The organism is Gluconobacter wancherniae NBRC 103581, from assembly GCF_007988885.1.
Lineage (GTDB): Bacteria > Pseudomonadota > Alphaproteobacteria > Acetobacterales > Acetobacteraceae > Gluconobacter > Gluconobacter wancherniae.
Map to the genome: position 1 here is coordinate 273,443 of NZ_BJUZ01000001.1, position 21,182 is coordinate 294,624.

21 protein-coding genes are annotated in these 21,182 nt (G+C 57.1%); 11 read left to right on the top strand and 10 right to left on the bottom strand.

Annotated features, from left to right (window positions below):
• Nucleotides 1-53: 53 nt before the first annotated feature.
• Both GWA01_RS01230 and GWA01_RS01235 read right to left on the bottom strand, forming a co-directional pair.
• Nucleotides 54-773: a response regulator gene (locus GWA01_RS01230; protein WP_146793232.1), complete on the bottom strand. Its 720-nt coding sequence runs from the start codon at nt 771-773 to the stop codon at nt 54-56.
• A 76-nt stretch (nt 774-849) separates the two neighbouring features.
• The gene (locus GWA01_RS01235) at nt 850-1,893 is read right to left on the bottom strand and encodes a cysteine synthase A (RefSeq protein ID WP_146793234.1); all 1,044 of its coding nucleotides are present in this window, start codon (nt 1,891-1,893) and stop codon (nt 850-852) included.
• A gap of 60 nt (nt 1,894-1,953) precedes the next feature.
• Between GWA01_RS01235 and GWA01_RS01240 the strand changes: the two genes are divergently transcribed.
• Complete coding sequence (locus GWA01_RS01240; protein ID WP_146793236.1) at nt 1,954-2,346, top strand: rhodanese-like domain-containing protein; 393 nt, start codon at nt 1,954-1,956, stop codon at nt 2,344-2,346.
• Here GWA01_RS01240 and GWA01_RS01245 read toward each other — a convergent pair.
• Together GWA01_RS01245 and mtnA are read right to left on the bottom strand one after the other, a co-directional pair.
• Nucleotides 2,322-3,242, bottom strand: coding sequence for a DUF2272 domain-containing protein (locus GWA01_RS01245; protein WP_146793238.1), 921 nt, complete (start codon nt 3,240-3,242; stop codon nt 2,322-2,324). The genes GWA01_RS01240 and GWA01_RS01245 overlap by 25 nt on opposite strands.
• A 50-nt stretch (nt 3,243-3,292) precedes the next feature.
• Nucleotides 3,293-4,408 carry an S-methyl-5-thioribose-1-phosphate isomerase gene (mtnA, locus tag GWA01_RS01250; protein ID WP_146793240.1) on the bottom strand — a complete coding sequence of 372 codons (1,116 nt, stop codon included), beginning with the start codon at nt 4,406-4,408 and terminating at the stop codon, nt 3,293-3,295.
• Between the two features lie 196 nt (nt 4,409-4,604).
• On the opposite strand from mtnA, the gene GWA01_RS01255 reads away from it, so the two are divergent.
• On the top strand, nt 4,605-4,808 hold the full coding sequence (locus tag GWA01_RS01255) for a hypothetical protein (RefSeq protein WP_146793242.1): 204 nt from the start codon (nt 4,605-4,607) through the stop codon (nt 4,806-4,808).
• On the opposite strand, the gene GWA01_RS01260 is transcribed toward GWA01_RS01255, so the two are convergent.
• Nucleotides 4,782-6,518 carry a putative bifunctional diguanylate cyclase/phosphodiesterase gene (locus GWA01_RS01260; RefSeq protein WP_186819415.1) on the bottom strand — a complete coding sequence of 579 codons (1,737 nt, stop codon included), beginning with the start codon at nt 6,516-6,518 and terminating at the stop codon, nt 4,782-4,784. The two genes, GWA01_RS01255 and GWA01_RS01260, sit on opposite strands and share 27 nt — an antisense overlap.
• A 115-nt stretch (nt 6,519-6,633) precedes the next feature.
• Between GWA01_RS01260 and GWA01_RS01265 the strand changes: the two genes are divergently transcribed.
• The gene (locus GWA01_RS01265) at nt 6,634-7,749 is read left to right on the top strand and encodes a glycosyltransferase family 4 protein (protein WP_228118272.1); all 1,116 of its coding nucleotides are present in this window, start codon (nt 6,634-6,636) and stop codon (nt 7,747-7,749) included.
• Here the strand turns inward: GWA01_RS01265 and GWA01_RS01270 are convergent.
• Nucleotides 7,724-8,707 carry an aldo/keto reductase gene (locus GWA01_RS01270; RefSeq protein WP_146793246.1) on the bottom strand — a complete coding sequence of 328 codons (984 nt, stop codon included), beginning with the start codon at nt 8,705-8,707 and terminating at the stop codon, nt 7,724-7,726. The genes GWA01_RS01265 and GWA01_RS01270 overlap by 26 nt on opposite strands.
• Nucleotides 8,708-8,837: 130 nt before the next feature.
• Here GWA01_RS01270 and GWA01_RS01275 point away from each other — a divergent pair, with 130 nt between their 5' ends.
• The 4 genes from GWA01_RS01275 to GWA01_RS01290 all read left to right on the top strand — a co-directional run bounded on the left by GWA01_RS01275 (nt 8,838) and on the right by GWA01_RS01290 (nt 13,049).
• Nucleotides 8,838-10,076, top strand: a complete 1,239-nt coding sequence (locus tag GWA01_RS01275; protein ID WP_228118274.1) for an O-antigen ligase family protein — start codon at nt 8,838-8,840, stop codon at nt 10,074-10,076.
• A 38-nt stretch (nt 10,077-10,114) separates the two neighbouring features.
• Nucleotides 10,115-11,101: a CobW family GTP-binding protein gene (locus GWA01_RS01280; RefSeq protein ID WP_146793251.1), complete on the top strand. Its 987-nt coding sequence runs from the start codon at nt 10,115-10,117 to the stop codon at nt 11,099-11,101.
• Nucleotides 11,098-12,144: a WD40 repeat domain-containing protein gene (locus tag GWA01_RS01285; protein ID WP_146793253.1), complete on the top strand. Its 1,047-nt coding sequence runs from the start codon at nt 11,098-11,100 to the stop codon at nt 12,142-12,144. The genes GWA01_RS01280 and GWA01_RS01285 overlap by 4 nt, the downstream gene beginning before the upstream one ends.
• 95 nt (nt 12,145-12,239) lie before the next feature.
• On the top strand, nt 12,240-13,049 hold the full coding sequence (locus tag GWA01_RS01290; protein WP_228118276.1) for an acid phosphatase: 810 nt from the start codon (nt 12,240-12,242) through the stop codon (nt 13,047-13,049).
• A 34-nt stretch (nt 13,050-13,083) separates the two neighbouring features.
• Here GWA01_RS01290 and GWA01_RS01295 read toward each other — a convergent pair whose 3' ends face one another.
• The 3 genes from GWA01_RS01295 to GWA01_RS01305 form a co-directional block, all read right to left on the bottom strand.
• The gene (locus GWA01_RS01295; RefSeq protein WP_146793255.1) at nt 13,084-14,553 is read right to left on the bottom strand and encodes a chloride channel protein; all 1,470 of its coding nucleotides are present in this window, start codon (nt 14,551-14,553) and stop codon (nt 13,084-13,086) included.
• Nucleotides 14,554-14,716: 163 nt separating this feature from the next.
• Nucleotides 14,717-15,610, bottom strand: a complete 894-nt coding sequence (locus GWA01_RS01300; protein ID WP_146793257.1) for a cation diffusion facilitator family transporter — start codon at nt 15,608-15,610, stop codon at nt 14,717-14,719.
• 9 nt (nt 15,611-15,619) lie between these two features.
• Nucleotides 15,620-16,468: a cation diffusion facilitator family transporter gene (locus tag GWA01_RS01305; protein WP_244945713.1), complete on the bottom strand. Its 849-nt coding sequence runs from the start codon at nt 16,466-16,468 to the stop codon at nt 15,620-15,622.
• On the opposite strand from GWA01_RS01305, the gene GWA01_RS13120 reads away from it, so the two are divergent.
• The 4 genes from GWA01_RS13120 to GWA01_RS01320 all read left to right on the top strand — a co-directional run bounded on the left by GWA01_RS13120 (nt 16,406) and on the right by GWA01_RS01320 (nt 19,693).
• Nucleotides 16,406-16,666 carry a hypothetical protein gene (locus GWA01_RS13120; protein WP_228118485.1) on the top strand — a complete coding sequence of 87 codons (261 nt, stop codon included), beginning with the start codon at nt 16,406-16,408 and terminating at the stop codon, nt 16,664-16,666. The genes GWA01_RS01305 and GWA01_RS13120 overlap by 63 nt on opposite strands.
• 122 nt (nt 16,667-16,788) lie before the next feature.
• A complete protein-coding gene (locus GWA01_RS01310) occupies nt 16,789-17,370 on the top strand; it encodes a DJ-1/PfpI family protein (protein WP_146793261.1) in 582 nt (193 codons plus the stop codon).
• 83 nt (nt 17,371-17,453) lie between these two features.
• On the top strand, nt 17,454-18,080 hold the full coding sequence (locus tag GWA01_RS01315; protein ID WP_146793263.1) for a TIGR00645 family protein: 627 nt from the start codon (nt 17,454-17,456) through the stop codon (nt 18,078-18,080).
• A complete protein-coding gene (locus tag GWA01_RS01320; RefSeq protein WP_146793265.1) occupies nt 18,077-19,693 on the top strand; it encodes an NAD(P)/FAD-dependent oxidoreductase in 1,617 nt (538 codons plus the stop codon). Before GWA01_RS01315 ends, GWA01_RS01320 begins: the two co-directional genes overlap by 4 nt.
• Before the next feature lies 1 nt (nt 19,694).
• Here GWA01_RS01320 and GWA01_RS01325 read toward each other — a convergent pair whose 3' ends face one another.
• Entirely contained in the window at nt 19,695-20,981 is a 1,287-nt protein-coding gene (locus GWA01_RS01325) for an MFS transporter (protein ID WP_146793267.1), read from the bottom strand.
• Nucleotides 20,982-21,182 lie beyond the last annotated feature (201 nt).

A 21,182-nucleotide genomic window follows, 5' to 3' on the forward strand; every position in this document is an offset into this window, starting at 1 on the left:
GAGGAAGCTGGTCTGTGCAACGAGGGAGCGTGGACGCGGAAAGCGAAACGGGCTCAGATACGTTCCACTTCCGCGGCAAGAACATAACCACCGCCACGAACAGTCTTGATGACCTGAGCATTGCGTCCGTCATCTTCGAGCTTGCGCCTGAGGCGGCTGACGGCAACATCAATGGCGCGGTCGAACGGTCCTGCCTGACGGCCACGCAGCAGCTCCAGAAGCATGTCCCGTGTGAGGACACGGTTGGCGCGCTCCAGAAGTGCCATCAGCAGATCATATTCTCCACCGGTGAGGGAGACCTCTGCGTCGTCAGGGTTTGTAAGGCGACGGCGGACGGGATCAAGATTCCAACCGGCAAAACGAATGATGCGCGTATCGGAAGCCTGTCGCTTTTCAGCAGTCTCAACGGTACGGCGCAGGACGGCGCGGATGCGGGCAAGCAGCTCACGCGGGTTGAAAGGCTTGGCAACATAGTCATCCGCACCGAATTCGAGGCCGATGATCCGGTCTGTCTCGTCGCTCATGGCTGTGAGCATGATGATTGGAACATTGTCTTGGGTACGCAGCCAGCGTGCAACTTCGAGACCGCTTTCGCCCGGAAGCATGAGATCCAGTACGACAAGCTGATAATGACCGTTGGCCCACGCTTTGCGGGCTTCGCGGCCATCACGGGCTGCCGTGACACGAAAGTGGTTGCGTTCGAGGAACTTGGTCAGGAGTTCCCGGATTTCGCGATCGTCATCCACGACCAGCAGGTGAGGCAGTGTTTCCATAGCGCGATTTAATCACTTTCCGAAGGTTTTGTGGGGCCCGTTGCATTAAGTTTCATGCCGATCCCCACTGATACGATCAGGCGAGCCAGCCTGGAACAGGCAGCCCCTTCGAACGGAGGAATTCCGGGTTGAACAGTTTGGATTGGTAACGCGCACCACCATCGCAGAGAATTGTAACAATCGTATGACCTGGGCCGAGCTTCCGGGCCGTACGGATTGCCGAAGCCACATTGATGCCCGAAGAGCCTCCAACTGACAGACCTTCATCTGCTGTCAGTGAGAAAATGTGATCGAGAGCCTCAGCATCCGGGATACGCTCGGCATCATCCGGTGCACAGCCTTCGAGATTGGCGGTCACGCGGGACTGGCCGATACCTTCGGTGATCGAGCCGCCAATGATGCTCATGTCATTGGATTTGACCCAGCCATAAAGGCCCGAGCCTTCAGGATCTGCGAGCACGATATGCGGAGCCTTACGTCCGGCCTCAAGCGCCTGTTCGCGCAGTCCAATGGCAATACCAGCCAGTGTTCCGCCCGTTCCGCAGGCACAGGTGAAGGCGTCTACCTTGCCCTGCGTCTGGTTCCAGATCTCGCGTGCGGTTGTTGTGCGGTGGCCTTCGCGATTGGCGGTATTATCGAACTGGTTGGCCCAAAGGGCACCGGTTTCTTCCGCCAGCCGCCGCGAGACATGCACATAGTTGCCCGGATCGCGGTATGGTTTTGCCGGTACGAGACGCAGGTCCGCACCAATCATTCGCAGGAAGTCCAGCTTTTCGCGGCTCTGCGTTTCGGGAACTACGATGACGGCCTTGCAGCCCATCGCCTGCGCGACCAGCGTGATGCCGATACCTGTATTGCCTGCCGTGCCCTCGACAATCGTTCCGCCGGGCTTGAGGGTTCCGCGTTGAAGCGCATCTTCGATGATGGCCAGTGCGGCGCGGTCCTTCACGGAGCCGCCCGGATTCATGAATTCCGCCTTGCCCAGAATTTCGCAGCCTGTCTCTTCCGAAGCCCTGTGCAGGCGGATGAGCGGCGTACCACCGATGGCTGTTGTCATGCCCTTCGAGATGGCGCGCCAGCCGTCCGGAGAAGCGGGGCGGGAAGAAAGGGTGTCGTTCATGCGCGTTCACTCCTGTAATAGGGAGATTATAAAACCTGTTTTGGAAGGATGAGAATGGTCATGAGGGAAGTTGTTGCGAAACAGGCGTGGGATATTCTCGAAAAAGACCCTCAATCCGTGCTGATCGATGTTCGCACACCGATGGAGTGGGCTCAGATTGGCCTTCCGGAACTGGAAACCATTGGGCGGTCGGCGTTTTGCATCACATGGCAGCCAGGAATGGAAGAGACCTTCCTTCAGGCGCTGGCAGCAGCAGCTCCGGAAAAGAACACGAAACTGCTTTTCCTATGCCGTTCAGGGATGCGCTCATATAACGCGGGCGTTTTTGCCGAAGCTGTGGGCTATGAAGATGTGACCAATATCGTGGATGGCTTCGAAGACAAGCATGGCCCCGGCACGGGCTGGCGTGCCGGGGGGCTGCCCTGCGCTTACAGGCCGCTATCGGGTTCCTGATCCGCGTCGTAGTGCACTTCCAGAATGGCACACCAGGGGTAGCGATCGTCGTAGCTGTGCCCTGAACTGTCTGCAATCATGCCGGCGGCGTCTGTTGGCACATGCGTCATTGAGACAGCGTCGTCCACATTACCGCCGATGATGCTGAGTTCATGGCCGAAAGGCTGTGTGTTCTGGTGGGTGGCAACGACGATGCCGCAATGTGCGGGGAAGCCATAGGACGTTGGGAGCATGGAGAACGTCACTGATTTGCTTCGGCCTCGGCCTACACAGATCAGGTCTCCGATTTTGGGCATGTATGCGCCCGGATCATGTGCGCTCACACCGCTGGACTGGCCGCTGGCGGCTGCGTTGATGTAGGTTGCGTGGTTGGGGGAGTACGGGAAACGGTCGTTCGCCCCCGCCACACGCATGACATACGATATGAATGCTGCTGACCACGCGTAGTGGCCGTCATGGGCCGGATCGAAGCGTGTGCCGCTGGCGTCTGTCTTGCCGGTCCAGCCAGCTTCGGTTTCATATGGGTCTTGCCCGATCCACCAGTATTCCCCGATGCGCTGCCACAGGCCGGGAATGCGTTCCGGCTTGAGCGAGGCATCATCGGCTTCGGGGCGGTTTTCCGGATCATCGTCTGACACGGGGGAGCCGAACATCCGCCATTCCCGCAGCGCGATTGCTGCGACATCCTGGCGGTTGAACGGCTCAAAGTTCCGTGTCGCGAAGTCCGGGACATGACTGTCATAGCCAGTCGGGCCCGTCGTGCCGTTCGCATATTGTGAAACAGGCGTACGGGCGGGGTAGGGGCGCACGCCGTTCTGGCTGGCGCAACCCGCCAGCGCGAGCATGGCCGCTAACGCAGTCGCTCGCCGCATGATCTGCGAATCTGGCACTCTCATCCTCTTTTCAGGCGGTTGTCTTACGATGAAGCGGGAAGCTTCCTCATGCGTCAAGCAGAGGGGGTCTCACGAGCAGCACCGGGAAACAATCTGTTCAGTCCTGCGGCACTTGCGTCACACCGGCCACGCTCCGTGATCAGGCCAGTAACCAAGCGGGCGGGTGTGACGTCGAAAGCCGGATTTGCTGCGGGGCTGCGTTCCGGCGCTACGCGGACGCGGCTCTGGTTTCCGTGGGCATCAAGGCCCGGAACGAAAAGCACTTCGTCCTGACTGCGCTCCTCAATGGGGATTTCCTTCACGCCATCCTGAACGCGCCAGTCAATGGTTGAGGACGGGAGGGCAACCCAGAACGGAACATTATTGTCACGGGCCGCAAGCGCCTTGAGATACGTTCCGATCTTGTTGGCGACGTCCCCCTGCGCCGTAACGCGGTCTGTTCCCACGATGACCATATCCACGCGGCCTGCCTGCATGTAATGACCACCCGCATTGTCTGCGATGACGGTGTGTGCCACGCCGTGACTGCCAAGCTCCCAGGCTGTCAGGAGGCTTCCCTGGTTGCGGGGGCGGGTTTCGTCCACCCAGACATGCACCGGAATGCCCTCGTCATGGGCCATGTAAATTGGAGCGAGGGCTGTTCCCCAGTCCACGGTTGCAATCCAGCCTGCGTTGCAGTGTGTCAGCAGATTAACTGTACCCTGACGGCCTTTGCGTTCCCAGATTTCGCGGATGAGTTCCAGTCCATGACGCCCAATGGCCTCATTAACCTGTACGTCTTCGTCGCAGATCGCATCGGCTTCAAGATAACCAGCCTCGACGCGCTGTGACGCTGGGAGCGGGCGTAGGTGGTTGACCATGCGCTCAATGGCCCAGCGCAGGTTGATGGCTGTCGGGCGGGTCTCGACCAGTGCGGCGGCGCTCTTTTCCAGTGACGCATCGGAGGCGTCGTTCTGGAGTGCGAAGACCAGTCCATATGCGGCCACAGCGCCAATGAGTGGGGCGCCACGAACCTGCATCGTGCAGATTGCATGTGCGACGGCTTCCTCGTCCCGGAGTTCAAGCTCTTCCAGATTCCAGGGCAGGCGTGTCTGGTCAAAGATCCGGATGCTTTTCCGGTCATTGAGGGGGCGCCAGACGCTGCGATATGGGGTGCCGTTGATTTTCACCGAACGTTCTCCTTGAAGACGCACTCAGGACATGGGCGTCGAAGCGATATATTGGATCGGGATGTGCGCGATCCTTCGGCCCAACTCAAGGGTTGGATGCATGAATACCCGCTTGACGGCATGAACCTGATGGCGTTCGACTGTGAATGTAACTTTTCATGTCGAATTTTCTGGATTCGAGATCAGGGAGGAACCTGTGGCCGACGTCGATACAGTCAACTCGCGTGATGACATGAGATCCAGCCAGTCAGCAAAAAAGAAGGGGGCGGAAGTGCGCGATCCCCAGCCAATGACCGCCTTGGAAAAATATCGGCGTTTGAGGGAAGAGCGTAAGGTTGTTCGTCGGCAGCGGCTCGCGAGAGAGCGCGAAGCTCTATACTCCCCTGACATTCCCAACTGAGCATAGAATGTTTCCGGCGGGGGCACTCTCCATTACGGAGGCGTCTATTGCTGTGGGAAGTAGGGTTAGTGGTACGGGCTTGCCTGTCAGAAAGCCCTGAACGATTGGGCAGCCTGCTTCCCGCAGAAGATCGAACTGTTCCTGTGTTTCGACGCCTTCGGCCACGACCCTCATCGAGAGTGTGCGTCCTAAGGTCAGAATGGAATCGATGATGGACTTCACGTGGGGCTTGTCGGTCATTGCGTGAATGAAGGAGCGGTCGATTTTAACGCAGTCGAATGGGAAGGTTCTGAGATAGCTCAGGCTGCAGTATCCGACCCCGAAATCGTCCATAACGATTTTGACGCCCAGATCCCTGATTGAAGCCAGGGTGCGGAGAATATGAGCTTCGTCATGCAGGAAAATCGTTTCAGTTAGTTCGAGTTCCAGTCTTTCCGGGTTGAGCTGCGTCTCTTCCAGTATTCTCGAGATGCAGTCTTTGAACCCGCTATCCACGAACTGTAATGCGGAGACGTTGATCGCAACGCGGACATGGTCTGGAAGAGTGTTTGCCTGGCGGCAGGCCTCACGCAGAACCCATTCGCCTATTGGCAGGATGAGGCCACTTTCTTCGGCAATGGGGATGAATTTGATGGGCTTGATGACGCCCCTTGTCGGGTGTCGCCAGCGGATGAGGGCTTCGACCCCGTTTGTCGCCCCTGTCTGGGTGCAGAACAATGGCTGGAAATCTAAGGAAAACTGATTTTTCTCTAGAGCGCTCTGGAGATCTATCTCGAGACAGGAGCGCTCAATTGCTTCTGTCTCCATGATATATTCGAACCGGCGTGCAGAGCCCGAACCAGTTTTCCCAGCCAAGACCATCGCGCGTTCGGCATATCTCAGGCCAATCGCTGGGTCGGCGGTGTCGAGGGGCAATACGCAGTACCCGATATGTGTTTCAATTCGAAAATGATGTTCTGCGCAGGAAAAGGAATCACTGAGAGCCGTCTGAATGATGGAGGAAGGTTCGGATACAGGAATTTCAGGATCGTCGGGAGCAGGGCAGACAATTGCGAATTCGTTATTTCCGGAGCGGGCTATAAGGCTGCGGTCCGGGAGTGTACTGACCAGTCTTTCTCCAATCTGGCAGAGAAGATCGTTTGTTGTAATGTGACCATAGCGATCTCTTAGGGTCTGGAACCGTGCTATGTTGAGGGCAAGAAGAATAATTCGGGAATTATTTTGCTCTGCGCTTTGCAAGGGATCCAGAGCCATTTTCTTGAAGCCCAGCCGGTTGAGCAGCCCGGTTACAGGGTCTGTAAAATGCAGTGGGTATTCTTTGTTATCTATGGAACTGATGCTGGAATTGTCTGTTCGCTTGATCGCCAGCGCGCTGCAGCACAGACCATTCCATGTGATAGGTGTTAACCTGAAGTGAACGGGAATGTGCTGCTGTCGGGAAAGGTTGAGCCGTCCGGTGTGAATATTACCGTCTGGCTGAGCAGCAGAAGCCTCGGGGAGTAGGGTGGAAAGATCGGGGATCTGACCGGGAAGTTGACCAGTGATCTGGAAGAATGATCCGTTAGCTTCGAGTATCTTGTCTTTCTGGACGATCGCGATGGCTTCCAGGGTAATTTCAAGAAGGGCGCCGATATTGTCTTTCACTGGTGATGACTGAAAGCCGCTATTGAATAAGGAGCGCATCCAGTGTTTGCGACCAGATCCTCTCATCTTATTCTTCAGCTCTATTAGCTTCATGCTTAGCCCAGCCCTTCTGCGACAGAGCAGATTGCAAGCACAACAGTTAAGAAAATGAAAATATGCACAGTCGATATAGGGATGCTACATGTCAAAGCATGTCACGCTCTTTGACATGAAAGCTTCCGCGGTTCTAACGTTTCTTCCTCCCCGAGAATCATTCGCTTCGGGGCATGCCGGAGCGATTGCGATACTGGTGAGCCGACTCGCGCTGCCTGAAGATATCGTTGCAGGAATGCCGATCAGGGGAATGGCTCTGAATGGTGGACAGTTCCGCCCGCTTCGTCTTTCGGCGTGGGGTTTTTTCAGAAATCTGCGTTACCGCCGTGCATGCCTGAAAATGGTGCGTTCAATCCGGCCTGAGCTTGTGGAGGTTCACAACAGACCGGATCTGGCAGCGTATTTGAGCCGTTTCTGTAGGGTTCGTCTCATTTTGCACAATGACCCCTGTTCGATGCGCGGTGCGAAAACGGCTGTAGAGCGTCAGTGGCTTGCACGGAGGGTTCTTGTCTGCGGCGTGTCTGAATGGGTGAAGGATCGCTATTGCGTAGGGTGTGAGGCTGTCCGTTTTGAAGTTCAGCCTAACTGTATTGACCTTGAAACATTGCAGGTGCCGCTCTGTACAAGAGAAAAGCTGGTGCTTTTTGCCGGGCGCGTTGTCGCGGATAAAGGCGTGGATGCGTTTGTCCGGGCATGGGGTGCGATCCGGCACCTTTACCCTGAGTGGCGGGCTATCATCATCGGAGCAGACAGGTTTGGTCCTGACTCTCCCGAGACGCCTTTTCTGCGAAATTTACGTCCTGTGGCCGAGAAGGCAGGTGTGGAGATGCTGGGATATCAGTGTCACGCTCAGGTCATGCAAGCCATGTCGAGGGCAGCGATTGTGGTGGTCCCGAGCCGCTGGGCAGAGCCGTTTGGCATGACTGCGTTGGAAGCAATGGCCAATGGTGCGGCGGTGATAGCCGCGCCGGTCGGTGCGCTTGAGAGCGTGGTAGGTCAGAACGGCCTGATGGCACATCCGGATCGCGAAGGTGAACTGGAAGGGGCGCTGTGCCGCTTGCTGGATGATAGCGCTTTGCGGGACAGCCTCGGTGAGCGGGGCCGCAAAGCTGCGATCCGGTTTGATCTGTCTGCTTCCCGCCTCAGGCTTGAAGAACTGAGACGGGAAGCCATTGCGTTCAGTCGCGCTCGGGGGGCGCCATGAATGTTGGGTCTATGGCATTGGGCACGTGGCGGGCGAGGATATCGTCCACGGCCTTTTTCTCGTCGTCGGTAAGTGACCAGCCGAAAGCATCATTGATGCCTGAGACCTGTTCAGGCTTGCGAGCGCCCCAAAGTGCGATCACAGGGCCCTGATCCAGCACCCAGCGAACAGCGAATGCCATTACGGATTTCCCGCGCGCATCTGCCAGCTTTTTAAAGCCGTCCACTGCGGCAAGATAGTTTGCAAAGTTCGGGGACTGAAATTTGGGATCAGCCGAACGGAGGTCGCTTTTTGGGAAAGTCGTCTCGCTGTTCATCTTTCCAGTAAGGAGCCCGCGGCACAGTGCGCCATATGCAAGGACAACGGCGTCATGTTTCTTTGCGTAAGGCAGGATATCTTTCTCGATGGTGCGTTCGAACAGGTTGAACGGTGGCTGGATTGTGGAGAGAGGAGCCACTTCGCGAAAAATATCCATCTGGCGGGGTGAGAAATTGCTCACGCCGAGTGCGCGGATCTTGCCCTCCTGATGTAGCTTCTGCAGTTCGCGGGCTGCATCTTCGATGGGTGTTTTGTCATCGGGCCAGTGGATCTGCTCCAGATCGATTGTCTCGACGCGCAGACGGCGCAGGGAATCTTCAACTTCCTTGCGAATGCGCGCAGGGGTCGAATCGCGGAAGGGTTTCTCATCCTTCCAGTTCAGACCGAGTTTCGTAGCAACAACCGCCTTGTTTGGCTTTTCAGCCAGTGCACGTCCGACGACTTCCTCGGAATGCCCGAACCCATAGACGGGCGCCGTATCGATAAGGGAAATACCTTCATCGAGAGCGCGGTGAATGGTGCGTACAGCGTTGTCGTCATCGGGGCCGCCCCACATCCAGCCACCGATGGCCCAGGTGCCGAGTGCGACACGTGAGACTGGGGTATCGATACCGGGAATGTGAATCGTATCGGTTGCCATGTCTCTCTCCGTAAAAATTGCAATATTTCTGAACAGCGCATCTAGTTAAGGGTGGTTGCATGAATTCTTCAATGCAGCCATCCAGAAAAATATGCGCTCTATCCTTCCTGCTTTGTCACGTATTGGAGTCTTGACGGCTCTTGTTCTTCCGCTGACGCTGACGCATCTGCGTGGGCTGGCGGAAGCAGACCTGGATATTCTCGCGGTTATTTTCCTGCTCCGATCGGGAATAACCGGGGCCACGAATGATGGCTGGGGATGGGTGCGTGAGCCCTGGGTTCTTGCCACTTTTGCGTGGTGGGGCTGGCAGATGCTCTGTACTGCAATGGTCTCCCCAGGGCACGGAGCGCTTGTGCAGGCAGCTGTGGCGATACGCTTTCCTCTCGCGGCAGCCGCGCTGGGATGCTGGATTCTGCGAGATGCAACCACTCGTCGGCGCGTGGTCTGGATCACCTGCGCATGTGGGCTCTACATCGCGGCGCAGATTATCGTTCAGGCTGTCTTTGGTCATAATCTTTTTGGAAACCCTCGTTTCCCAGACGGGGTTCTGACGGGCCCATACAAGACACCCAGGGCTGCGGCGCCGCTTTCACGGCTGCTCTTGCCCACGCTCATGCTGGGCTGTGCCTTCATCGCGGCGCGCTGCAGAAGTCGCATTGCCCGGTTGGTCGGGATGTCGGGCGTTACGGTCGTCGTTGTTGCAATCACTATTTTGGCTGGGCAGCGCATGCCGTTTGCGTTGTGCATGTTCGGCATTGCGATTTGCGCGTTGTTATATCGCCCCATGCGTCCGGCAGCGCTCGTCGGGGCGTGCGCCATCCCGCTGCTGGTGCTCGCGGTTCGTGTGCTGTCTCCAGGTAGTTTCTCCCATCTGGTGACGAGGGCGCAGGAGCAACTCGCGCATTTCAGCCAGTCTCCGTATGGCCAGATTTATACTCATGCTGTTGTGATGGCTCAGGGGCATCCGCTGCTCGGTCAGGGGTACGATGCCTATCGGCATCATTGTGCCGATCCGACGACGTTCCATGGCCTGTCATGGCTTTCACCGGGAATACCTGATGGAGGGTGGCAGAGCCTGTGTGTTCAGCACCCGCATAATCATTACCTACAGGCGCTGACGAACGCGGGGGTCCCCGGTCTGATCCTGTTCTGCATGATGATTATCTGCTGGCTGATAGCGCTTTGGCCTCGGAAAGGAGCGCCCGCGGTGGCGATTGGCCTGTTTGCTGCGGTGTTGATCCAGGAGTGGCCCATCGCGTCATCTTCTGACTTTTTGAACCTTCCATTGGGCGGATGGGGCTTTTTTTTGCTGGGCCTTGGGCTGTCATTTCGTGGGGTATCGGAAAAGCACGGGTTTCAGGCTGGCTAAAGCAGCCCTATATCGGGTGCAGAATACGGAGGCTTTCAATGTCCAGCACCCCTGAACCGGCTCGCACCGGTACTGTTCCCGTTACTGTTTTGACCGGCTTCCTGGGAGCCGGAAAAACGACGTTGCTCAACCATATCCTGAGCGCTGAGCACGGCCGGAAATATGCGGTTGTCGTCAATGAGTTTGGCGAACTCGGCGTGGACAATGACCTCGTGGTAGATGCCGATGAGGAAGTGTTCGAGATGAACAACGGCTGCATCTGCTGCACCGTTCGCGGAGATCTGATCCGCATTCTTGGCAATCTTTTGCGTCGTCGTGGCCGGTTTGACGGAATTATCGTCGAGACGACAGGCCTTGCGGACCCGGCACCCGTCGCACAGACTTTTTTCGTGGATGAAAACATTCGCGAAAAGGCCAGACTGGATGCTGTCGTGACCGTTGTGGACGCATTCAACGTTATGCAAACGCTGGATGAGAGCCCCGAGGCGATCAACCAGATCGCATTCGCGGATGTAATCATCCTCAACAAGACGGATCTGGCCGACGAAGCGCGTCGGGCTGAAATCGTTGCCCGTATTCGCAAGATCAATGCGGTCGCGCAGATTCATGAAGCACAGCATGGCGGTGTGAAGCTCACGGACATTCTGGACCGTGGTGGCTTTGATCTGCAGCGCGCGCTCGCGACGATGCCGGATTTTCTGGAGAACGATCATCATTCCCACGAGGAGGGCATCACGAGCATGTCCTTCAGCGTTAAGGAGCCGCTGGACGCGCAGCGTTTTCAGGCATGGATCGGCGCAGTTCTGCAGGAGCAGGGGGGTGATATCCTGCGCGCTAAAGGCATCTTGCACTACAAGAATGAAGACCGCAGATTTGCGTTTCAGGCTGTGCACATGATGGCAGATGGAGACTTCATCGGGCCATTTCGCGAAGGTGAAAGCAGGGATTCCCGTCTGGTATTCATCGGACGCAACCTCAACCGTCCGCAGTTGCGCCGTGGTTTTGAAAGCTGCGTCGCCCTATGAGCCGTGAACTTATCGAAGATCGCGGTGCACAGCGTCGTTTCCAAAGCCCGATCATTCAGGTGGTGTCTTCCCGTGATGGTAAGACACTGGCTGCGCTGACTGCGGACGGGGAGATCGTTCTCGTGCCCCGCAGCGAACTTCGCAATTCGGATGCGTGGACTGTGGTGCCCGTACATGACGGCGCATTGTGTCTGGCACAGGATTGTTCGGAGAATGCCTTCCTGAGCGGTGGCGAAGACGGAAAGCTGGTGCGCATTTCGGCTGATGGTACGACCGAAATCCTGCATGATGGTCGCCGCTGGATTGAGTGTGTTGCCAGCACTCCCACGCATCTGGCGTTTTCAAGCGGAAAGCAGCTTGAGGTCCGCAATGCTGCAGGCCGCGAAACGCTCAAGACCTTGGAGCATCCGTCTACAGTGACGGGGATTGTGTTCGATACGAAGGGCAAGCGGATCGCGGCTTCGCATTATAATGGTGCCTCGCTTTGGTTTGTGCAGGCCAAGGTGGACAATGTCCGCCCGTATGAGTGGAAGGGCAGCCATATTGGTATCGTCATTCATCCGGGTGGCGATGCACTTGTCACGAGTATGCAGGAGAATGATCTGCATGGCTGGCGCCTTGCCGATGGCCATAATATGCGCATGAGCGGCTATCCCAAGCAGGTCAAGTCGATGGCGTTTACGCGCAATGGCCGATGGCTCGCCACGTCTGGCGCTGATTCGATTGTGCTCTGGCCGTTCTTTGGTGGAGGGCCAATGGGCAAGCCGCCGATCGAGATTGCACGTCTTCCGGGCTTTTTCGTCAGTGCCGTATGCCCAAATCCCAAGGAAGACATCGTTGCCGGTGGCTTTGAGGATGGCACGTTGCTGCTTGCTGAAATCGGTGGCGGAGACCAGCGCGTTCTGCCGGTTTGCACGGGACAGACTGACAATGGTGCGCGGGGGCGTGTGACGTCCATAGCGTTTACGCCGCAGGGCGGTGCATTGATTTTTGGTACCGAGGAAGGAACACTCGGGACAGTGGACCTTTCCGCCGCATCCTGATGAAAATGGCAGGGGTTGTGTCACTGTTGTGGCGTAATCCCTGCACTGGATTTCGTCAGATCTATCAAGGTTCCGACTTTCTGTTCTGGATTACGATGATCCGACCTTCTTATTTTGCGGCTGTTTTGTTGACCTGCGCGACTGCGTTACCTGTATTGTCGTATTGTGCGGTCGAAATGTATTTCGTGCCGGACCCCGTTCCGGAACATGTATTGCCAGATGGCCGACAGTTTCTTGCGGGCCCACCGGATCGGCAAAGCGCCGCGTTTCAGGATGATCTACGTGTTTTTCATGCGACACGTGCGCTGAAGGATTCTCCTCGCTGGAGGCTGGCGCGGCTGGATGCTGATCATTCGGATACCGCCCTGGCCAGGGATTTCTCCTGCGCGGCGGGATTTCGGATTGACCTTGCAGAGACGCCGCATCTCGTCCGTTTTCTCAGGCGCTCGCGGCACGCGATCCGCCGCCGGGTGACGGAGGAAAAACACCTTTGGCATCGCACGCGCCCGTTCGTTGGAAATGATCTGCCGGTGTGCGTGGGGAAAAATACAGATCTGGACGGTCATGCCTCCTATCCATCAGGGCATGCTACCGCAGGCTTTACAATGGCGTTGCTACTTGCGGATCTGCTTCCGGACCAGCGTGAGGCGATCATGACGCGTGGGCATGTTTTTGGAGAGAGCCGATTGGTGTGTGGTGTGCACTGGAAATCAGATGTTGAGGCGGGATTTCGCAACGGCATGATGTTCATGCAGGCGTTGAAAACCGACCCAGCTCTCAAGGGCGATCTTGAAATGGCAAGGCAGGAGCTTGCTCAGGCTCGGCTGAGAGGGCTGCGTCCTGATCCTGAGGAATGCGCGCTGGAAGCAGATGCCGCGCTTCATCCTGTCATTCCATGGCAATAGGCTGGGGCTATAAGCGCGTCGGGAGATGCTGCCGTCAGGCTTCCGGGGTTTTTTCGGGGGTGGAAGGGAGAGGTTTTGAGGGCATCTCGGTCTGGGATCGTGGTGTTGTGGTTGCGGGCCGGTCATTGGCTTCCATAAAGCGGTCTGCCAGTGCGCTGTATAGCGGCTGTGGGCAGATCATGCGCGAAACGCCGAAAGCCAGAAAGGATGTGGCCAGCAGAGCAAGCGTGACCTGCTGGTTGTCACACATTTCCATGACGATGATGGTGGCTGTCAGCGGGGCCTGAACAGTTCCACAGAAATAGGCGACGGTTCCCAGCAGGACTACGGCGCCGGGCGTGGTGTGTGGCAGAAACTGCTCCACCCAGCCGCCAATTCCAGCGCCGATCGAGAGGGAAGGAGCGAACAGGCCGCCCGGAATGCCCGAGCAGTATGAAACGATGGTTGCCAGATATTTGTAGATGAAAAACGATGCGGGGTAATGCTCGGTTCCGGCGATGATGGCGCGTGCCTGTTCGTATCCGGTGCCGTAGGTGGCGCCCTTTGAAAATAGGCCAATGATGGCAAGTATCAGGCCGCATAGCGCTGCGAAGGCGATGGGGTTCTTTTTGGTAAAGCGGCCTAGCAGTCCCGGAATTCCGTAAGAAACGCGGATCAGGATTGCCGAGAATGTTCCACCGGCAAGGCCGCCGAGGATGCCGCATGTCAGAACCGCGATCCATGCTGTCCCGATCGGCACATCGACATCCGTGTGACCGAAATAGGTGTAGTTGCCAACGAGTGCGATTGCCGTAACGCCCGAGAGCACAACGCCTGTGAGGGTTGTGCCGGATGTGCGCTGCTCGAAGGAGTGTGAGAGCTCTTCAATTGCGAACACGATCCCGGCCAGAGGTGTGTTGAAGGCAGCTGAGACACCTGCGGCACCTCCGGCAAGTATCATGCTGCGACGCGCGGCGATGTTGGACTGGCCCATCATGCGAGAGAAGGCGTGCATGATGGATGCGCCGACCTGAACCGTTGGCCCCTCACGGCCGATCGATGCACCGCATAGCAGGCCGATCGTTGTGAGCACGATCTTGCCAAAGGCGACCTTGAGAGACAGGACGCGGTCCACGATATCGAAATTGCCGATATGCAGTGTTGCGATTGTCTGCGGAATGCCAGAGCCCTGCGCGCCTTTGAAAAAGGTTCGCGTCAGCCAAGTGGAGAGGGCGAGCCCAGATGGTATAATAACCAGCATCGCCCAGCGGTTCCACGTTACGACATGCTGGCACATGGCCGAGGCCCAGTTTGCAGCCGCAGCAAAACCCACTGCGGCAAGCCCTACGCACACCGCACCTACCCAGTAGACCAGCGTACGGCGCCATTGCGACGTGGTGACCCGGGCCGACCGGCGCAGATACATGATGCGGTTTTTGCGCCGCATCGCGTGCTGGGAAGAAATATGCCCCGCAGGAAGTGGGCGGGGTGGGATATCGGCGGAGGTGTTTGGTGTATCAGCCAAGGAGATCGTCCAGAAGGATGGTCGGCAAGGGCGGAGCACGCCAGGCCAGAGCTCCGTGTGTTCCTCGCTCCTGCCAGCATCGCGCGCGCCGGGTCAAGGAAATGTCGCGGCATTTGTGGTGGGAAGACGCGCCGCCGGCTGACTGTGCTACCTGGGAGTGCGCTCAGGAAAGGACCAGAACGCCGCTGTGCTTTGCCTTGTCCGGTGGCTCGACATGGATGTGGATGGATGTACGGCCCAGCTTTTCGCGAATGGCTGCTTCAATCCTGTCACAGATGTCGTGGGCATCAGAGACCGTCATTTCGCTGGGAACCACCAGGTGAAATTCCACAAAGGAGAGAGGGCCCACCTTGCGCATCCGCAGGTCATGGGCCTCCAGCGCGCCGTCACCATGTTCGGAAATGATGGAGCGTACGGCCTCTACCATTTCAGGAGCGGGAGCTGCGTCCATCAGGCCCGACATGGAGCGGTGCATCATCCCGAAGCCTGCCCGTAAGACGTTCAGGGCCACGAAAATCGAGAGCAGCGGGTCAAGCTGTGGCCAGTTCAGAACAGGAATGAGCGCGACACCGATGACGAGTGCGAATGTTGCCCAGACATCGGACTGGACATGGTCTCCGGCGGCCTGAAGGGCCTGGGAAGACTGGCGTCGTCCAACGGTGATGAGTGTGCGCGCCCAGGCAAGGTTGATGAGCCCCCCAAGTGCATTGAGTGCAACGCCGCGCAGAGGCGCATGGACGGGGTGGGGATGCCACCAGTCATGGATCGCGATGACGAGGATGCCAACAGCCGTCAATACGACGAGCACCCCTTCGATAACTGCTGAAAGATATTCTGCCTTGCCGTGGCCGTATGGGTGGTTGTCGTCTGCGGGGAGTGCTGCAATCGATATGGCCCAGAGCGTGCCGGTGGCGGCAATGACGTTCAGAATCGTCTCGATGGCGTCAGACAGCAGTGCGTCTGAACCAGAAACGACATAGGCGGCATATTTCACGCCAAGCACGAGCACGCTTACGGCGATGGACGCACGGGCGACCTTTATCCGGGTAGAAGTCATGGGTTGTTGTCAGCAGCCTGCAGCACGGGCGTCGCAGGCTGAAGTCCCTGTTTCAACCTGGAAGGTAGGATGAGCAATTCCGAATTTCTGGCGCATAACGGTTCCTGCTTCGGCAATCAGTGCATCAGAGGAGATGCCTGAACCCGTGTCGTGAAGCAGATGAACGGTCATAGCGGTTTCAGTCGTGCTCATAGGCCAGATGTGCAGGTGATGCAGGCCACCAACCCCCGGTAGGCTCAGAAGCGTTTTTTCGACAAGTGTTGAGTCGATATTCGCGGGGACGGCATCAAGCGCCAGTTCCAATGATCCGCGCAGCAGGGACCATGTACCGAGCACGATGGACGCAGAGACGATGAGGCTGACGATTGGATCAATGATCGCATAGCCTGTGAAGGAAATCAGCAGGCCCGCGATCACCACTGCAAGTGCCATGACGGCGTCTGCTGCCATGTGTATGAACGCGCCGCGGATGTTCATGTCACTTGATGCCCCACGCAGGAAAAGGAGCGCAGTGCCGCCGTTGATGGCGATTCCGATGAGCGCTACCCACGTGACGACATTGCCTTCCACGGCCTGATGCGAAAAGAGGCGCAGGACCGCTTCCCAGACGATCGCGCCCGTCACCAGCAGCAGGATGCAGGCATTTGTGAGGGCAGCGAGAATGGTGGAGCGGCGCAAACCATATGTGAAGCGTGCAGAAGGCGCGCGCTTTGCAAGATGCTGTGCGAGCCATGCAGCTCCCAGGCCCAGAACGTCTGAAAGATTGTGTCCTGCGTCGGCCAAAAGGGACATGGAGTGTGCCCAGACACCCCAGAGCGCCTCCGCGCCGACATAGGCCGTGTTCAGGAGAATCCCGATGGCGAATGCCGCCCCGAAATTTTGTGGTTCGTGAGTGTGGCTGTGTCCGAAGCCATGAGAATGGCCGTGCCCGGAGCAGGAGCCATGATCGTGGCCTGCGTGCTCATCGTGGCTATGATCATGTTCATGGTGGTGCTCGGCATGATCATGAGCGCTGTTGTGATGTTGATGCGTCGTCATATCCGGGCACAGCTGTGAAATGGGGAGCCTAACCATAGCCCATACGGAGGACACGACCCAGAGTTTTCCTGCTGACCAGTTCCCGCGACAGGCAGGGCATGCTTTATTGGAGGCAGAAAATATCAACTGGGAGAGCCATCATGGCCGCTAAGAAAATCCTGATGATTGTCGGTGATTTCGTTGAAGATTACGAAGTCATGGTACCGTTTCAGATGCTTCTGATGGTGGGGCACAAGATTGATGCCGTGTCTCCCGGGAAAAAAGCAGGGCAGCAGATCGCCACGGCCATTCATGATTTTGAGGGCCATCAGACCTACACCGAAAAACGCGGCCATAACTTCACGCTCAACGCGAGTTATGAAGGCGTGAAAGCTGACGATTACGATGCGATCATTATTCCAGGCGGACGTGCACCGGAACAGCTTGGGACGGATGAGAGTGTGCTTGCGCTCGTGCGGGCATTTGTCGAGCAGGGCAAGCCTGTCGCTGCGGTTTGTCATGGACCGCAGCTTCTTGCGGCTGCAAATGTGATCAAGGGACGCCGTATTTCGGCATATCCGGCCTGTCGTGCGGAAATGATCCTCGCGGGCGCCGAGTACGCATCCATCGCCATGGATGACGCCATTACGGACGGTCAGTTCGTTACAGCTCCCGCGTGGCCTGCGCATCCGGCATGGATTGCACAGTTCCTCAAGGTTCTGGGAACACGCATCGAAGCCTGATTTTTCATAATATCGGCTGTTTTCTGCGCCATGGGGTGTTAATCCTCATTGGCGCAGGGCTTGGTTGGTCGTAGAGAAGAGGAATGACGAATTCCTCTTCTCCGCATGACGAGCAGCAAGATATCCTCAACACCGGAAGCGGTCGGATCGAAGGCACGATAGAGCGCCTTTTCTTCGCGACACGCTGGATTGCGGCGCCGCTTTACATGGGTCTGACCGCAGGCCTGCTGGTTGTGGCGATCAAGTTTTTCCAGTTGCTGATCAAGCTGATTCTGACCAGTTTCAATCTGGATTTCGATGATGTGTTTGTCGGCGTTCTGGATCTGATCGATCTTGTCCTGTTGGCCAACCTGCTATTGATCGTCATGTTTTCCGGATATGAGAATTTCGTTTCTCGCCTCGATATCCGCAATCATACGGATTATCCGAGCTGGATCGGGCATGTCACGTTTGGGGACATCAAGATCAAGCTGATGGCCTCCATCGTTGCAATGTCTGCCATTCATGTCCTTGCCGATTTCATCCGCGTTGATGATACCACCACACGCGCTCTGGAATGGAGCGTTGGCATTCATCTGGCTTTCGTGGTTTCCGGCGTTCTGATGGCTGTCATGGATCGCATCATGGAAGGCTCGGCAGACACGACTGCCGCGAGCACGCCGGATGCTCATCACGCTGAAGCAAAAGCACAGACCGAAGACCACGCATGATCCGCATTACTGAACTCCGCCTTCCTCTTGATCATCCGGAGGAGGCGCTGCGTGAGGCAGTGCTCGCGCGTCTCAATATTTCTGAAGCTGATCTCACGGGCTTTACGATTGCCCGCCGCGGGTACGATGCGCGCAAGCGCGGACACATCGTGCTCGTTTATAGTGTGGATTGTGAAGTGGCAGACGATGCTGCGGTGCTTGCCGCACATGAAGCCGATCCGCATGTGCGTCCAACTCCCGATACGGCGTTTCACCTTCCAGATGTGAAGCTTCCCGAAGGGATGGCCCGTCCTGTTGTGATCGGTGCCGGGCCTTGCGGCTTGATGGCTGCGCTGACGCTGGCGCAGGCCGGGCTGAAGCCAATTGTGATTGAACGTGGAAAAGACGTTCGTTCCAGAACGGTCGACACGTTTGCCTTCTGGCGTAAAGCAGTTCTCACGCCCGAGAGTAACGTACAGTTCGGCGAAGGGGGCGCGGGGACGTTTTCGGACGGCAAGCTGTGGTCAGGTGTTTCTGATCCGCGTCATCTGGGCCGCCGTGTGCTTGAAGAATTCGTTCGTGCGGGTGCGCCAGAGGAAATTCTGTTCGTATCCAAACCTCATATCGGTACGTTCCGGCTCGTCAGGATGGTCATGTTCATCCGCGAAGAAATTGAGCGGCTGGGTGGTGAATACCGTTTCGATACACGTGTGGATGGCATCGAGACGCAGGGAGAGGGAGATGCGCGTCGTATCCGTGCACTCAATCTTTCAACAGGTGAGGTGCTGCCTGCAGAGCGTGTAATCCTCGCTATCGGGCATTCAGCACGCGACAGTTTCGAAATGCTGCATCAGAGTGGCGTTGCCATGGATGCCAAGCCATTTTCGATTGGTGTACGCATAGAGCATCCTCAGTCCATGATCGACACGGCCCGTTTCGGTGCGCAGGCTGGCCATGAGCTTCTGGGCGCTGCCGACTACAAGCTCGTTCACCATGCTTCCAACGGGCGGGGTGTCTATTCGTTCTGCATGTGCCCGGGTGGACAGGTCGTTGCGGCAACATCCGAGATTGGTCAGGTCGTTACGAACGGAATGAGCCAGTACTCGCGCGCGGAACGCAATGCCAATAGTGGTATTGTTGTGGAAGTGACGCCTGACCGCGATTTCCCCGGAGATGTGCTGGCAGGTGTGGCTTTCCAGCGCAAATGGGAAAAAGCGGCGTTTGTGGCTGGAGGGAGCGACTATAAGGCCCCTGCCCAGACAGTTGGGGATTTTCTGGCGGGTCGCCCCTCCACGGAACTCGGGAGTGTCGTGCCGTCATACAAGCCGGGCGTTACCCCGACAGATCTTTCGCTATGCCTCCCCGACTTTGTGACTGTTGCGATCAGAGAGGCGCTTCCGCGTTTCGAGCGCAAGATACGGGGCTTCTCAATGGACGACGCGATCATGACCGGAGTTGAAACGCGGACATCGTCACCCATCAGGATGCGTCGCGGGCAGGACGGTCAGAGTTCCACCCTGCGGGGTCTTTTCCCGGCGGGAGAAGGGGCAGGCTATGCCGGTGGTATTCTCTCCGCCGGCATAGATGGCATTCGTGTAGCAGAATGGCTGGCAGCCTCTTTGCAGGCTGCCTGAGTCACGCAATTGGGAGTTCGTCTCCCTCCATATGCTCGCCGGGAAGGTGTTTCGGCTGGACCATTGCGATACCAGCCGTCACGGCACTTGATCCGACTACAAACGCTTCTGCGGATATAGGCAGCATTCTGGTGCTGGGGCCGAAGACGGGGACGAGCCAGCTTGCCAGCCCCTGACCCAGCGAGCCGAGGGCATATGCCAGCCCCATTCCCAGGCTACGGGTATCTGATGGAAAGCGCTTGGCAAGGTAGTGGGGCACCAGTGCGAAGATACCTGAGGCCGCAGCGCCCATAATGACGGCAGCCGCAAGCAGCATGGACCATGTAGGCGCGCTGAGGAACGGCCATATGGTCAGCACAACGACGCCGATCGCGGCAAGCATGACCTTCACGTCGCCAAAGCGCTGTGCGAGCCAGCCGCATACCAGTTTCCCGCTGAACGAGCCGAAGCAGTACAGCGTGATAGGCCAGAAAACCTGTCCGGGAGTGAGGTGGTGTGCGCCTCTGAGGATGGTTGGATAGAATGTATAAATCGCGGCTTTCTGGAATTCGAGAAAGCTCATGAGTGCAATGGCCTGAAACGCTGCAGCATTCATGACAAATTTGGGGCGGACCGCTTGTTTGGGCACACCTGCAGTCTGACGCGTCTGACGATTTTGCTGGTTACGCAGCCATACGGGACTTTCCTTCACGCCGATGCGGATGAAAATTGCCAGAAGGGCAGGCGCCAGGCCGATGAAGAACAGAATTCTCCAACTGTAATGAGGCAGGATCAGCGCCTGTGCGGCGGCGGCTACGAAATATCCGACTTCGTAGCCAGACATCATGATTGCGGATGCTACAGGGCGTGTTCTGGCTGGTACACTTTCCATGAGCAGGGCGGCAGAGGCGGTCCATTCACCACCAAATCCTATCCCGAACATGAACTGAACAATCATGAGCATATAAAGACTGTGGGACAGGCCGGTCAGGGCAGAAAACACCCCAAACCAGACGACACCAAGCATGAACGCTATGCGCCGTCCGTAGCGGTCTGAAAGCCAGCCCCAACTGGTATTGCCTACTGCGCGACCAATGGCCTGAGCTGTCAGTACGGTGCCGAGTGCGCCAATCGTACACTCCAGATCATGGGCAATATCAGGGAGAGTAAACATCAGGGAAGTCTGGTCGAAGGCGTCCAAAAACCATCCGAGAAATGACGCGAACGTGACCTGCCAATATGGCAACAGTGCACGGAAGGAGTTTTCGGACGCTTTCTCCGAAGCAGGCTGGGGAGATGAAACCGTCATCAAGAAATGTTTCCTGATAGGAGGCCCTAGGGAAAGGGCGGAAAAACCTTCACAGGACGTGCTCGCCTGTATGGTGTGGAATCAGTAGCAAGTTTGTCCGAATTGGTGGAGCCGGATTAATGCGGAGCGCTGCTTTTTTGATACTTAGGGCCGAAAATTGGTCGTGCAGAGGGAAGAATGACGCGACGTTAAGGGTATATT

Excerpts from the sequence above, each read along its gene's own strand:
- GWA01_RS01310 (WP_146793261.1), top strand. The coding sequence starts at position 16,789 with ATGGCCGCTAAGAAAATCCTGATGATTGTCGGTGATTTCGTTGAAGAT.
- GWA01_RS01265 (WP_228118272.1), top strand. The coding sequence starts at position 6,634 with ATGTCAAAGCATGTCACGCTCTTTGACATGAAAGCTTCCGCGGTTCTA.
- GWA01_RS01230 (WP_146793232.1), bottom strand. The coding sequence starts at position 773 with ATGGAAACACTGCCTCACCTGCTGGTCGTGGATGACGATCGCGAAATC.
- GWA01_RS01245 (WP_146793238.1), bottom strand. The coding sequence starts at position 3,242 with ATGAGAGTGCCAGATTCGCAGATCATGCGGCGAGCGACTGCGTTAGCG.
- GWA01_RS01320 (WP_146793265.1), top strand. The coding sequence starts at position 18,077 with ATGATCCGCATTACTGAACTCCGCCTTCCTCTTGATCATCCGGAGGAG.
- GWA01_RS01300 (WP_146793257.1), bottom strand. The coding sequence starts at position 15,610 with ATGACTTCTACCCGGATAAAGGTCGCCCGTGCGTCCATCGCCGTAAGC.
- GWA01_RS01315 (WP_146793263.1), top strand. The coding sequence starts at position 17,454 with ATGACGAATTCCTCTTCTCCGCATGACGAGCAGCAAGATATCCTCAAC.
- GWA01_RS01325 (WP_146793267.1), bottom strand. The coding sequence starts at position 20,981 with ATGACGGTTTCATCTCCCCAGCCTGCTTCGGAGAAAGCGTCCGAAAAC.
- GWA01_RS01270 (WP_146793246.1), bottom strand. The coding sequence starts at position 8,707 with ATGGCAACCGATACGATTCACATTCCCGGTATCGATACCCCAGTCTCA.
- GWA01_RS01280 (WP_146793251.1), top strand. The coding sequence starts at position 10,115 with ATGTCCAGCACCCCTGAACCGGCTCGCACCGGTACTGTTCCCGTTACT.
- GWA01_RS01235 (WP_146793234.1), bottom strand. The coding sequence starts at position 1,893 with ATGAACGACACCCTTTCTTCCCGCCCCGCTTCTCCGGACGGCTGGCGC.
- GWA01_RS01240 (WP_146793236.1), top strand. The coding sequence starts at position 1,954 with ATGAGGGAAGTTGTTGCGAAACAGGCGTGGGATATTCTCGAAAAAGAC.
- GWA01_RS01260 (WP_186819415.1), bottom strand. The coding sequence starts at position 6,518 with ATGAGAGGATCTGGTCGCAAACACTGGATGCGCTCCTTATTCAATAGC.
- GWA01_RS01290 (WP_228118276.1), top strand. The coding sequence starts at position 12,240 with ATGATCCGACCTTCTTATTTTGCGGCTGTTTTGTTGACCTGCGCGACT.
- GWA01_RS01285 (WP_146793253.1), top strand. The coding sequence starts at position 11,098 with ATGAGCCGTGAACTTATCGAAGATCGCGGTGCACAGCGTCGTTTCCAA.